This window comes from Enterobacter sp. ODB01, from assembly GCF_001623605.1.
Classification (GTDB): domain Bacteria; phylum Pseudomonadota; class Gammaproteobacteria; order Enterobacterales; family Enterobacteriaceae; genus Enterobacter; species Enterobacter kobei.
On record NZ_CP015227.1, the window covers coordinates 849307 to 862030 of the forward strand.

Here is a 12724-nt window from a genome sequence, read left to right on the forward strand (position 1 = left end):
GAGGGGGCCTGAGAACACACTTTTAGATAGATTGAGTAAACGTCCTCGATATCACATCCTGCTGCTGCTCGCGCGTCAGGGCATTAAAGCGCACGGCATAGCCTGAAACACGAATGGTCAGATTCGGGTAATTTTCCGGATGCGCAATGGCGTCCAGCAGCATTTCCCGGTTCATTACGTTGACGTTCAGGTGCTGCCCGCCTTCAATGGCCGCTTCATGGTGGAAGTACCCGTCCAGCAGCCCCACCAGGTTGGTTTTGCGCACCAGCTCATCTTTGCCCAGCGCCTGCGGCACGATAGAGAAGGTGTAGGAGATCCCGTCCTTCGCATAGGTGAACGGCAGCTTGGCCACCGACGTCAGCGAGGCCACCGCCCCTTTTCTGTCACGGCCATGCATCGGGTTCGCGCCAGGGGCAAACGGCGTGCCGCCGCGGCGACCGTCCGGCGTATTCCCGGTCTTCTGACCGTAAACCACGTTGGAGGTAATGGTCAGAATAGACTGGGTCGGCACCGCATTGCGATAGGTCGGCAGCGCCTGAATTTTCTTCATAAAGCGCTCAACCAGGTCGCAGGCGATGCTGTCCACGCGGTCGTCGTTGTTGCCGTACTGCGGATAGTCACCTTCGATGACGAAATCAACCGCCAGACCGGTGTGGTCGCGCACCGGTTTCACCGTGGCGTATTTAATCGCGGAGAGAGAGTCCGCCGCGACCGACAGCCCGGCGATGCCGCATGCCATGGTGCGATAGACGTCACGGTCATGCAGCGCCATCAGTGAGGCTTCGTAGCTGTACTTATCGTGCATGTAGTGAATGAGATTCAGCGCGCTGATGTACTGCACCGCCAGCCAGTCCATAAAGTGATCGAGGCTGGCCATCACGGTGTCATAATCCAGCACCTCATCCAGCAATGGCGCGGTTTTCGGGCCGACCTGAATCTTCAGCTTCTCATCCACTCCGCCGTTGATGGCGTACAGCAGCGTTTTCGCGAGGTTGGCGCGGGCGCCAAAGAACTGCATCTGCTTGCCGATCACCATCGGGCTGACGCAGCAGGCAATGGCGTAGTCGTCGCTGTTGAAGTCGGCTCGCATCAGATCGTCGTTCTCGTACTGCAGTGAGGAGGTGACAATCGACACCTGCGCGGCGTATTTCTTAAACGCAATCGGCAGCTGTTCAGACCAGAGGATCGTCAGATTGGGCTCCGGCGCAGGCCCCATGGTGTGCAGGGTGTGCAAATAGCGGAAGCTGTTTTTGGTGACCAGCGTGCGGCCGTCCAGCCCCATTCCGCCAATCACTTCCGTCGCCCAGATCGGATCACCCGAGAAGAGCGTGTCGAACTCCGGCGTGCGCAGGAAGCGGACCATGCGGATCTTCATGATGAAGTGGTCGATCAGCTCCTGCGCCTGCACCTCATTTAGCCGTCCGGCCTGCATGTCGCGCTCAATGTAGATATCAAGGAACGACGCCGTGCGCCCCAGCGACATCGCCCCGCCGTTCTGGGATTTCACCGCTGCCAGGTAGGCAAAGTAGACCCACTGCACCGCTTCCTGCGCGTTCATCGCCGGACGCGCAATATCAAAGCCGTAGTTCGCCGCCATCTGCTGGATCTGGAGCAAAGCACGCTTGTGCTCCGCCAGCTCTTCACGCAGGCGGATCGTCGCTTCGAGATCGTCACCGCGTTCCAGTTTCGGCTGGAGATCCGCAAACTGCAGCTCACGCTCGCGCACCAGATAGGTGATGCCGTACAGCGCCACGCGTCGGTAGTCACCGATGATGCGCCCGCGTCCGTAACCGTCCGGCAGACCGGTCAGCACGCCGGATTTACGGCAGCGCATCATCTCCGGCGAGTAGACGTCAAACACACCCTGGTTATGGGTTTTACGCAGGTCGGTAAACAGGTATTCAAACTGCGGATCCATCTCGCGGCCATAGGCTTCAAACGAGCTGCGGATCATGTTGATCCCGCCATACGGATGCAGGGCACGCTTGAGCGGTTTATCGGTTTGCAGCCCGACGATCGTCTCCAGATCCTGATCGATATAACCCGGCCCGTGAGCGGTAATGGTGGTGGCAATGTTAGTATCAAAATCTACCGGGGCGTGGGTGGCATTCTCCTGACGAATGCCGACCATCACCTTCTGCCACAGCGCCGTCGTTGCTGGCGTCGCCTGCGCGAGGAAAGCTTCGTCGCCTTCATAAGGGGTGTAGTTATGCTGAATAAAATCGCGCACGTTGACGGCGTTTTTCCATTCTTCACCGCGAAAGCCAGCCCATGCGTCGCTGTAGGGCGCGACGCCTGTATCGATTGTTACGTTCATGTGTTTCTCGCTATATCAGGCGTAAGCCGCAGCCGGAGTGACCTTCCCAAGACGGAGGGCGTCCAGCGCGATCATTTTTTCTTCATTGGTAGGGACAACCGCGCAGACTACGCGGGAGGAATCGGTGCTGATGACGCGCTCGCCCGCGCTGCCCGGCAGGGCATTTTTAGCCTCGTCGAGGAGGATGCCGAAGACCTTCAGATGCTCCGCCACCAGCGCGCGGATCAGTTTCGAGTTTTCACCAATACCACCGGTAAAGATCACGCCATCCAGACGATGCAGCGATGCCGCGTGACCGGCGATATGCCGCGCAATCCGGTGGACAAAGGTGTGGATCGCCAGCTGCGCCCGTTGATTGCCTTCGTGCCAGGCTTTCTCCAGCGCGCGTAAATCGGAGGAGATGCCGGATATCCCCAACAACCCTGACTCTTTGTTAACCACGCGCTCCAGATCATCAAATGACTGGCCGGTTTGCCGGGCAATCCACGCCATCGCGCCAAAATCCACGTCGCCACAGCGCGTGCCCATCACCAGCCCTTCCAGCGGCGTCATGCCCATGGAGGTATCGACGCTCTCACCGTTGCGCACCGCGCAGATGGAGGCCCCGTTACCAAGATGAGCAATCACCAGCCCGCTGTCGTCGGGGGACAGCCCGAGAAGCGTATGCGCCTGTCCGGCCACGTAACGATGGGAAGTACCGTGAAAACCGTAACGCCGTACGCCCAGTGCTTCAAAATAGCGGTACGGCAAGCCGTACAGATACGCCTGAGGCGGCAGCGTCTGATGGAAGCTGGTATCGAATACCGCCACCTGCTGCACGCCCGGGAACAACCGCTCTGCGGCTTCCACGCCGCTTAAGTTGGCGTAGTTATGCAGCGGTGCCAGCGGGGAAACCTGACGGATCTGCTCAATCACCTCTTTCGTAATCAGGGTCGACTCGCTGAAGAGGTCGCCGCCGTGCGCAATACGGTGGCCAATTAAGGCCACGCTGCTCATCAGGTTGCGCTTCTCCAGCTCCAGGGCGATGGCTGCCAGCGCCCCTTCGTAGTCCTGGTGAGCCAGTTTGACTGGCTCACCCCCGTTCACGGAAATAAAGGCCTTTTCGGTGTTGATACCGTCCGCAATGCCCGTCATCAGGGCCTCACAGCTGCTGGCGTCGAGCACCGAAAACTTAACAGAGGACGAACCGCAGTTAATAACCAGTACTACCGGAAACTCAATCATCATATGACTCCGCTCTTCCTGAGCTATGGGTTAGAACAGTTTGTAAACAATATTCAGAATGGTCAGCAGGCCCACAACCGTGACGAAGATGTTCTCGGGTTTGCCCTTATATTTCGCCATGGCTGGCGCTTTGCGGATGGCGTACATCGGCAGCAGGCACAGCAGAGAGGCGATGATCGGTGCGCCCATGGCTTCGATAAGGTCGAGAATGTTCGGGTTGGCATAGGCCACAATCCAGGTGGAGCCCATGATGAAGACCATGCTGATGGTGTTCAGCTTGCCAACGGAAACCTTCTTCTTATCCCCCTTATAACCAAACTTGAGGATCAGGCCGTTCAGCCCTTCCAGCGTGCCCAGATAGTGCCCAAAGAAGGATTTAAAGATAGCGACCAGCGCGATGATGGACGCACCGTATTCCAGCACCGTGGCAAACGTCGATTTGGTTCCCGACATGGAGGCAAAGTGGTTCGCCAGATAAGAGAGCACCGGAATGTTCTGCGCTTTGGCATCCGCCATGTTCTGCGGAGAGAGCGTAAACAGGCAGCTAAAGGCGAAGAACATCACTACGGCGACCATCAGCATGCTGGCGCGACCGATGATTTTGGAACATTTCTGCTCGGTAAACGCTTTACCGAACTCGGGCTCGTACTCTTCACGCTTGGAGACCACAAATGAGGAGACGATGGGCGAGAAGTTGAAGGAGAAGACCATGATGGAGATCCCCAGCCACACCGTGACCAGAATGCCGTCATGACCGGTAAAGGAAATATCGCTCAGGTTGACCTGGTCGATCACCGCCGAGTTCCAGTATGGGATCAGCGACAGGGAAATCAGCACCAGGCTGGCGATGAACGGGAACACCAGGAAGCTCATCACCTTCACCATCAGATCTTTACCAAACCAGATCACAAAGGCCATCAGCAGCAGCAGGAACAGCGCCACTACACCACGGTTCAGCGCAGGCAGCTGGAGCTGGTTTTCCCAGAACGTCATAAAGGTGTTGGTAATGGTCACGCCGTAAATCCACAGCAGTGGGCAAATAGCAAAGAAGTAGAGGAAGGTGATGACCACCCCGCCGGTCTTGCCGAAGTGCTCTTCCACCGTTTCGGTAATGTTGCCGGAGACATTACTGCCGGACAGGCACAGACGCGCCAGCGCGCGGTGACAGTAAAATGCAATCGGGAACGCGAGGACCAGCATCAGCAGGATGGGGATCAACCCGCCAAAGCCTGCGCGAATAGGGAAGAACAGCACGCCTGCGCCAATGGCGGTTCCGAACAGGCCCAGCGTCCAGGTGGTATCAGACTTACGCCAGGAGGACGTTTTTGTCTGGCCAACGATAATGCTTTCTGTGTTGCTCATAGGTCACCTTTATGCGTCAACGAAGCCGGTAATTTGGGAAACACGGGAGAGATCGATATTGCCGCCGGAAATAATGCAGACGGTTTTTCGGCCCTGAATATAGTGGTCAAGTTTGCCGCTTAATAATGCCGCGCAGGCCAGCGCGCCAGCACCTTCCGTCACCACTTTATTTCGCTGAATAAGCGCAATCATGCTGTTGCGAATATCGTCTTCGCTCACCAGCACAATGTCATCAACCAGTTCGCGGACGATTTCGAAGGTTAATTTACCCGGACGAGATACGTCGCAACCGTCAGCTAATGTACCGGTGACGCGATGGTTGATGATTTCTCCGGCCTGGTATGATGCCGCCATCCCATGAACATTTTCAGACTGTACGCCAATAATATTAATGGTCGGGTTAATGGATTTAATGGCCGTTGCAATCCCGGCAATTAATCCGCCACCGCCGATGGGAACAATCACGTTATCCACATCATACAAATCTTCGAGAATTTCCAGGCCAATGGTGCCCTGTCCGGCGATCACTTTCGGATCGTCATACGGCGGGATAAAAATGCGCCCTTCCATCTCGACGATTTCACTCACTTTCGCGATGGTGTCATTGAAGTTCTCGCCGTGAAGCACCACTTCAGCCGAGTAGTCACGCGTCGCGGCTACTTTAGACTTTGGCGCGCCCATCGGCATTACCACTTTGCCGTCAATGCCGAGCATTGCACACGAGAGCGACACACCCTGCGCGTGGTTTCCCGCCGAGCAGGCGACGACGCCCTTACGCTTTTCAGCATCGGTCAGCGAGCTTAATTTATTAAACGCACCGCGAATTTTAAACGAGCCGGTACGCTGCATATTTTCAAACTTCAGGAATATTTCACCCTTACAGCGCTCGCTGAGATAATTCGAACGCGGCATGCCGGTTTTATAGATTTTACCCGCCAGGCGTTTTCTGGCGTCCTGAATATCTTCAATCGTTACCGGAAGGTCGTAGGTAATGTGCATAATATCCTCGTTATAATAATTCATTCTTTTCAGGCAAAGTCAGGGTATCAGAGCATAAAATTATCTCTGGGTGTTTTTTATAAAATGTTTATTGCTTCTAAGGAGATCAATATTTCATCGTCGTCTTTCACCGGTGAGTGAGGCATATTGTTTTGCCAGTTCAACCAATACTGACGCGGATTTTTTAATTCTGTAATTTTTCGACCACACGGCGGCATAACGCGCCACGGGTAATTCATCCTCTACCGGCAGAACAATAAATTGATCCGAGCCGAACGGAGCAATCATGTCGCGTGGAATCACCGTCAGATAATCGGCATTCAGGACAAGGTTATAAATGGTGACCACGGAATCGGTCTGGACGATGTTTTCAATACTGATGTGGTTATCTTGCAGAGTGGTCAGAAGTTCTTTGTAGTAGCCCATATCGGTTTGCGGCATCACCCACTGCTCATGCGTGAGCGATGCCAGTGTCGTCGGGCCGGTGCACGTTCGTGATTTACTGGCGACCAGCACAAATTCTGACTCAAACAAGGGCTCGACGTGCAGATCCTGCAGCAGCATCTCATCACTCAGCGTGCCGATGGCGAAATCCAGCCGACCATCGCGAATGGCTGGCAGGAAAGAGGAGAGCTGGGCTTCATACATAGATACGCGCGCTTTCGGGAACACTTCCTTGAATTTTTTGATCATTTCGGACAGGAAGGTGAAACCAATCAGTGATGGGTAGCCAAAGGAAACGTCCATCACGGTGCTGAAACTCAGGCTGTTGATCTCGCTCACCATGTTTTTCATTTCGCGGGTGATCGACTCTGAGTAGGAGAGCAGCACCTGGCCTGCGGCAGTCAGTTTTACGCCCGTGTTTTTACGCACCATGACTTCCACGCCGAAGTAGGATTCGATATCGCTGATGATTTTGCTGACGGCGGGTTGCGTCAGGCCCAGTTGTCTTGCAGCAGAACCTATGGAGCCACTTTTAATGACTTCCTGAAATACCACGAGGTGCTGTGTTTTCGGTAGAATAATAGTGTTCATAATATTCTGCGCTTATTTCCCTATGACGCAGCGGATTCTACCCAATATTGTTTCAGGGGGTATGTGCTGTTACTCACAATTTGCCTTCCCGCGTTATTCACCGGAACAACAAAAAACATAAAAAACCTTTATAATTAATCAGTTAAGCTTGTCAGATCACACCATTACGCTGACATCGATCAATAAAACTAACACTAATAAATTTATTTTATGGCGATAACCTGGATAAATTTTCCTGCGTTAATAAAATCAATAAAGACGATCTTTCAGGCAATTAAAGACCAATAAATAACCGTTATTCAGTTGAAACATTCTTTCAATTTATCAATTTTTACAGATGCTTTTAGGCTGGCTTTCGATAAAAAGAGGAATACGTCACACATTCGCAGGATGAATGTTTTTAAATGCAATATGTAGATATCAAACATGAAAACATATTGAATCATTAAGACAACAATCGCAACAAATTAACAACACCGTGGATTCACCCATTTTCAGCGCGAAATTTTGTGATAACGATCGCCTGTAGATTGCTTGAGGCCACTGAAGAGATAAAAACAGTGAAATGTGCTTAATGTCGCAAATATGAGAATTGATGTCGTTTGTGGGGTTGTCGGGTGGCGCAGCACTTAACCGACCTACAACCACCTGAAAGCAAAAACCCCGCCGAAGCGGGGTTTTTTAAGAAGTTGAAGCTGACCGATAAGCCGGGTTCTGTCGTGGACAGTCATTCATCTAGGCCAGCAATCGCTCACTGGCTCAAGCAGCCTACCCGGGTTCAGTACGGGCCGTACCATGTGAACCCCTATTTGGCCTTGCTCCGGGTGGAGTTTACCGTGCCACGGACTGTTACCAGCCGCGCGGTGCGCTCTTACCGCACCCTTTCACCCTTACCTGATCCCGCTTGCGCGGGCCATCGGCGGTTTGCTCTCTGTTGCACTGGTCGTGGGTTTCCCCCCCAGGCGTTACCTGGCACCCTGCCCTATGGAGCCCGGACTTTCCTCCCCTCCGCCCGTCTCCCCCGAAAGGGACGACGACGAAGCGGCGACTGTCTGGTCAGCTTCGGCGCGCAGTATAGAGGGTTTGCGCGCCGCTGTCACCTTCAGGCGCAGACAAGACGTAATTAACGCGCGACTTCTACCTTTGCCAGTTTTTCGTAGTAGCACACAATCGCGCTGTGATCGGCCGTGCCCAGACCATCTGCACGCAACGCCTGCATCATCTCCATCACCGCCGCGGTCAGCGGCAGCTGTGCGCCTACACCGTGGGACGTATCGAGCGCGTTCGCCAGATCTTTAATGTGCAGGTCGATACGGAATCCCGGCTTGAAGTTACGGTCCATCACCATCGGCGCTTTGGCATCCAGCACGGTACTTCCCGCCAGACCACCGCGAATCGCCTGATAGACCAGGTCCGGGTTAACGCCCGCTTTGCTTGCCAGCGTCAGCGCTTCAGACATCGCGGCGATGTTCAGCGCCACAATGACCTGGTTCGCCAGCTTGGTCACGTTGCCCGCGCCAATTTCACCCGTATGCACCACGGAGCCTGCCATCGCTTTCATCAGGTCATAGTATTTATCGAAAATAGCTTTATCCCCGCCGACCATCACCGACAGCGTGCCGTCGATCGCTTTCGGCTCACCGCCGCTGACCGGCGCGTCCAGCATATCCACGCCCTTCGCTTTTAGCGCCTCGCTGATTTCACGACTTGCAAGCGGTGCGATAGAGCTCATATCAATCAGCACCAGGCCAGGCTTTGCGCCCTCAATGATGCCGTTCTCCCCCAGCGCGACCTCTTTAACATGCGGGGAGTTTGGCAGCATGGTAATGATGACATCGCACTGCTCAGCAATCGCTTTGGCGGTGGAGGCGGTTTCTGCGCCAGCCGCCATCACCTCGGCCACAGATTGCGGATTATGATCGGAGACCACCAGTGAGTAACCCGCTTTGATGAGGTTCTTACTCATTGGTTTACCCATGATCCCCAGGCCAATAAAACCCACTTTCAGCGTCATAACTGTTTCCTCAATGATGGTTATTTTTTAAAAGCGTCCGCTAATTTCTGCGTCGCTGAGCGGAACACCCCGAGATCGCTGCCGACGGCAACAAAGGTGGCTCCCCACTCCAGATAACGTCGGGCGTCGGCTTCAACCGGCGCCAGTATGCCGCTCGGTTTACCGTGTGCTTTGGCGCGAGCAAATATGTGCTGGATCGCACGCTGCACGTCAGGGTGGCTGGCATTGCCCAGGTGGCCAAAGGCGGCAGCCAGATCGCTTGGGCCGACAAAGATACCGTCCACACCGTTTGTGGCTGCAATAGCGTCGAGGTTTTCAACCCCCTGCTGGCTCTCAATCTGCACCAGAACAGTGATGTTGCTATTGGACTGCGCGAAGTAGTCCGGCACGGTGCCGAACATGTTGGCGCGGTGTGAGACGGAGACGCCGCGGATCCCTTCCGGCGGGTAGCGCGTTGACGCCACAGCCAGCGCCGCTTGTTCCTGGGTTTCCACAAACGGGATGAGGAAATTGTAGAACCCGATATCCAGCAAACGTTTGACGATCACCGGGTCATTGGTTGGCACTCGCACCACCGGGGCGCTGGCGCTGCCTTTCAGGGCCATCAGTTGCGGAATAAAGGTGCTGATATCATTTGGCGCATGTTCGCCGTCGAGCACCAGCCAGTCAAAACCAGCAAGGCCCAGCACTTCAGTACTTATTGGGTTTGCCAGCGCAGACCAACAGCCAATCTGGATCTGGTGCGCCGCGAGGGCCGTTTTAAACGTATTCGGGAAGATATTGTTATTCATCACTTATACCTTTTTAATTCCGCAGTTTGAGCCGGGATTATTTATTGCGAAACATATTGTTTTTATATTTATTTCTCTGACTGAATGTTGGCAATATAAAATCGTCCTTCAGTATAATCGTCACTTCACAACAGCACATTGTTTTTATGCTCAAGTATTGCGCCTCCTTTCAACGCCATTTTGAGCATATGCCCAACGCTGTGGGCGCTAATGCACAGAATCAGGGATTAGTTAGCCTGACGCGATCGCGATCACATTTTTAACTGTCTTCTGCTGACATCCTTTATTTCCTCGAGAATAAAACGATTATCCAACGGGTTAAATTTACTATCTGACACTTTGCCGGAGAAATGTGAATAATGGCCGATATTGAAATGAGAGAGGCATCGCCGACGGCGTTTTATATAAAAGTTCACGATACGGATAACGTGGCGATTATTGTCAATGACAATGGCTTAAAAGCGGGAACACGCTTCCCGGACGGACTGACGTTAATTGAACATATTCCCCAGGGGCACAAAATCGCACTGGTCGATATTCCTGCCCATGGGGAGATCGTGCGTTACGGTGAAGTCATCGGCTATGCCGTTCGCGCAATTCCGCAGGGAAGCTGGATTGAGGAGTCGCTGGTTGAGCTGCCAAAAGCGCCACCGCTGAACACCCTGCCACTTGCCACCCGCGTACCGGAACCGCTTCCCCCACTGGAAGGCTATACCTTTGAAGGCTATCGCAATCCGGACGGCAGCGTCGGTACCAAAAATCTTCTTGGTCTCACCACCAGCGTACACTGCGTGGCGGGCGTAGTGGATTACGTGGTGAAAATCATCGAACGCGATCTGCTGCCGAAATACCCGAACGTCGATGGCGTGGTTGGCCTGAACCATCTCTATGGCTGTGGCGTAGCGATCAACGCGCCAGCGGCGGTCGTGCCGATCCGTACCATTCATAATATTGCCCTCAACCCGAATTTTGGCGGCGAGGTGATGGTGATTGGCCTGGGATGCGAAAAACTCCAGCCTGAGCGTCTGCTGCAGGGTACCGAAGACGTCAAAGCCATTCCGGCAGACGAGGCCAGCATTGTACGCCTGCAGGACGAACGCCACATTGGGTTCCGGTCTATGGTCGACGATATTCTGCAGGTTGCCGAGCGTCATCTCGATAAGCTCAACCGACGCCAGCGCGAAACCTGCCCCGTGTCTGACCTGGTGGTGGGAACCCAGTGCGGCGGCAGCGATGCGTTCTCTGGCGTGACGGCCAACCCGGCGGTGGGCTTCGCGTCCGACCTGCTTGTTCGTTGCGGTGCGACGGTGATGTTCTCTGAAGTGACCGAAGTCCGTGATGCCATCCATTTACTGACGCCGCGCGCCGTCAATGAAGACGTGGGCAAGCGCCTGCTTGAGGAGATGGCCTGGTACGATAACTATCTCGACATGGGTAAAACCGACCGTAGCGCGAATCCGTCTCCGGGAAACAAAAAAGGGGGCCTGGCGAACGTCGTGGAAAAAGCCCTGGGTTCGATTGCTAAATCCGGCCAAAGCGCAATTGTGGAAGTCCTCTCTCCGGGACAGCGGCCGACCAAACGCGGCCTGATCTACGCGGCAACGCCTGCCAGCGATTTTGTTTGCGGCACCCAGCAGGTGGCATCCGGCATTACGGTGCAGGTCTTTACCACAGGACGCGGCACGCCGTATGGCCTGATGGCAGTCCCGGTGATCAAAATGGCGACGCGCACCGAGCTGGCAAACCGCTGGTACGACTTAATGGATATCAACGCGGGAACCATCGCCACCGGAGAAGAGAGCATTGAGGACGTGGGCTGGAAGCTATTCCACTTCATTCTGGACGTGGCAAGCGGGCGGAAGAAAACGTTCTCGGACCAATGGGGATTACATAACCAGCTGGCGGTGTTTAACCCGGCACCAGTGACGTGAGTTCACTATAAACCTCTTTCAGCATGGCTTCGGCCATGCTTTTTTTTGCTTTCGTTTCTTTCGCATTCTTATCTTTCATTTCGAATCTTTCATTTCTAAGATACCAATCACAAAAAAACATTCCGAAACCCTATATTGTCTTTCGCACAAACAAAACGAAAGGTTTCGGAGGAAAGATGTATATCATCTCGTCAAAAGCGATGCTGATAAAGGCACAGCGTGAAGGTTACGCGGTCCCTGCATTTAATATTCATAATCTCGAAACACTGCAGGTAGTCGTCGAAACGGCCTCAGAGATGCGGTCTCCTCTGATTGTCGCGGGCACACCCGGTACGTTTAGCTATGCCGGAACCGGGAATGTGGTAGCCATTGCTGGCGATCTGGCCAAAACGTACAACCAGCCACTGGCGATCCACCTCGATCATCACGAAGATTTCGACGATATCGCGCAGAAAGTACGGAGCGGGATCCGCTCTGCAATGATCGACGGCTCTCATCATCCGTTCTCTGAAAACGTATTGCTCGTAAAGAAAGTGACGGACTACTGCCACCGCTACGACGTTAGCGTAGAGGCTGAACTTGGCCGTCTTGGCGGTCAGGAGGATGACCTTGTCGTCGACAGCAAAGATGCGCTCTACACCAATCCACAACAGGCTCGCGAGTATGTTGAGCTGACGGGTATCGACTCGCTGGCTGTAGCCATCGGCACCGCGCACGGCCTGTATAAAGCTACGCCAAGGCTGGATTTCGAACGCCTGGCAGAGATCCGTAATCTGGTTGATATCCCGCTGGTACTGCACGGTGCCTCAGGATTGTCGACAGAAGATATCCGTAAGGCTATTAGCCTCGGGATCTGCAAGGTCAATGTCGCCACAGAACTCAAAATCGCCTTCTCGAATGCGCTGAAAACCTATCTCGCTTCATATCCCGATGCCAGCGACCCCCGTCATTACATGGTACCCGCCAAAAGTGCCATGCAAGAGGTCGTACGCAAGGTTATTGCCGATTGTGGTTGTGAAGGAAAGCTCTAACGACGAAAGATTAATGTCCT

Annotated in this window: 9 protein-coding genes and 1 other RNA gene; 2 read left to right on the forward strand and 8 right to left on the reverse strand. The window is 54.0% G+C overall.

Translation table 11 applies throughout. The annotated features are described in order from the left end of the window. Positions 1-22 precede the first annotated feature (22 nt). The 8 genes from pflB to garL form a co-directional block, all read right to left on the reverse strand. Positions 23-2317 (reverse strand): formate C-acetyltransferase, encoded by a 2295-nt coding sequence (gene pflB / locus A4308_RS04040; RefSeq protein ID WP_045281419.1) that lies wholly within the window; start codon positions 2315-2317, stop codon positions 23-25. Between the two features lie 15 nt (positions 2318-2332). Continuing rightward, positions 2333-3541 (reverse strand): propionate kinase, encoded by a 1209-nt coding sequence (gene tdcD, locus A4308_RS04045; protein WP_045281450.1) that lies wholly within the window; start codon positions 3539-3541, stop codon positions 2333-2335. A 30-nt stretch (positions 3542-3571) separates the two neighbouring features. Continuing rightward, on the reverse strand, positions 3572-4903 hold the full coding sequence (tdcC, locus tag A4308_RS04050) for a threonine/serine transporter TdcC (protein ID WP_045281418.1): 1332 nt from the start codon (positions 4901-4903) through the stop codon (positions 3572-3574). A 9-nt stretch (positions 4904-4912) separates the two neighbouring features. Beyond that, a complete protein-coding gene (gene tdcB / locus A4308_RS04055; protein WP_023331369.1) occupies positions 4913-5902 on the reverse strand; it encodes a bifunctional threonine ammonia-lyase/L-serine ammonia-lyase TdcB in 990 nt (329 codons plus the stop codon). A gap of 114 nt (positions 5903-6016) precedes the next feature. After that, positions 6017-6937 (reverse strand): transcriptional regulator TdcA, encoded by a 921-nt coding sequence (gene tdcA / locus A4308_RS04060; protein WP_014885345.1) that lies wholly within the window; start codon positions 6935-6937, stop codon positions 6017-6019. A gap of 687 nt (positions 6938-7624) precedes the next feature. Then, positions 7625-8001, reverse strand: an RNA gene (gene rnpB, locus A4308_RS04065) — RNase P RNA component class A. A gap of 59 nt (positions 8002-8060) precedes the next feature. Further along, positions 8061-8951 (reverse strand): 2-hydroxy-3-oxopropionate reductase, encoded by an 891-nt coding sequence (garR, locus tag A4308_RS04070; protein WP_045281417.1) that lies wholly within the window; start codon positions 8949-8951, stop codon positions 8061-8063. Between the two features lie 20 nt (positions 8952-8971). Further along, positions 8972-9742, reverse strand: a complete 771-nt coding sequence (gene garL / locus A4308_RS04075) for a 2-dehydro-3-deoxyglucarate aldolase (protein ID WP_045281416.1) — start codon at positions 9740-9742, stop codon at positions 8972-8974. 359 nt (positions 9743-10101) lie between these two features. Here garL and garD point away from each other — a divergent pair, with 359 nt between their 5' ends. Then, complete coding sequence (garD, locus tag A4308_RS04080) at positions 10102-11673, forward strand: galactarate dehydratase (RefSeq protein WP_045281415.1); 1572 nt, start codon at positions 10102-10104, stop codon at positions 11671-11673. A 176-nt stretch (positions 11674-11849) separates the two neighbouring features. Further along, entirely contained in the window at positions 11850-12704 is an 855-nt protein-coding gene (locus A4308_RS04085; protein ID WP_014885349.1) for a tagatose bisphosphate family class II aldolase, read from the forward strand. The last annotated feature ends 20 nt before the right edge of the window (positions 12705-12724 follow it).

What these genes read in the sequence shown, in the direction of transcription:
- garD (WP_045281415.1), top strand. Translation starts at nt 10,102, where the DNA reads ATGGCCGATATTGAAATGAGAGAGGCATCGCCGACGGCGTTTTATATA.
- A4308_RS04085 (WP_014885349.1), top strand. Translation starts at nt 11,850, where the DNA reads ATGTATATCATCTCGTCAAAAGCGATGCTGATAAAGGCACAGCGTGAA.
- garR (WP_045281417.1), bottom strand. Translation starts at nt 8,951, where the DNA reads ATGACGCTGAAAGTGGGTTTTATTGGCCTGGGGATCATGGGTAAACCA.
- pflB (WP_045281419.1), bottom strand. Translation starts at nt 2,317, where the DNA reads ATGAACGTAACAATCGATACAGGCGTCGCGCCCTACAGCGACGCATGG.
- tdcA (WP_014885345.1), bottom strand. Translation starts at nt 6,937, where the DNA reads ATGAACACTATTATTCTACCGAAAACACAGCACCTCGTGGTATTTCAG.
- garL (WP_045281416.1), bottom strand. Translation starts at nt 9,742, where the DNA reads ATGAATAACAATATCTTCCCGAATACGTTTAAAACGGCCCTCGCGGCG.
- tdcC (WP_045281418.1), bottom strand. Translation starts at nt 4,903, where the DNA reads ATGAGCAACACAGAAAGCATTATCGTTGGCCAGACAAAAACGTCCTCC.
- tdcD (WP_045281450.1), bottom strand. Translation starts at nt 3,541, where the DNA reads ATGATTGAGTTTCCGGTAGTACTGGTTATTAACTGCGGTTCGTCCTCT.
- tdcB (WP_023331369.1), bottom strand. Translation starts at nt 5,902, where the DNA reads ATGCACATTACCTACGACCTTCCGGTAACGATTGAAGATATTCAGGAC.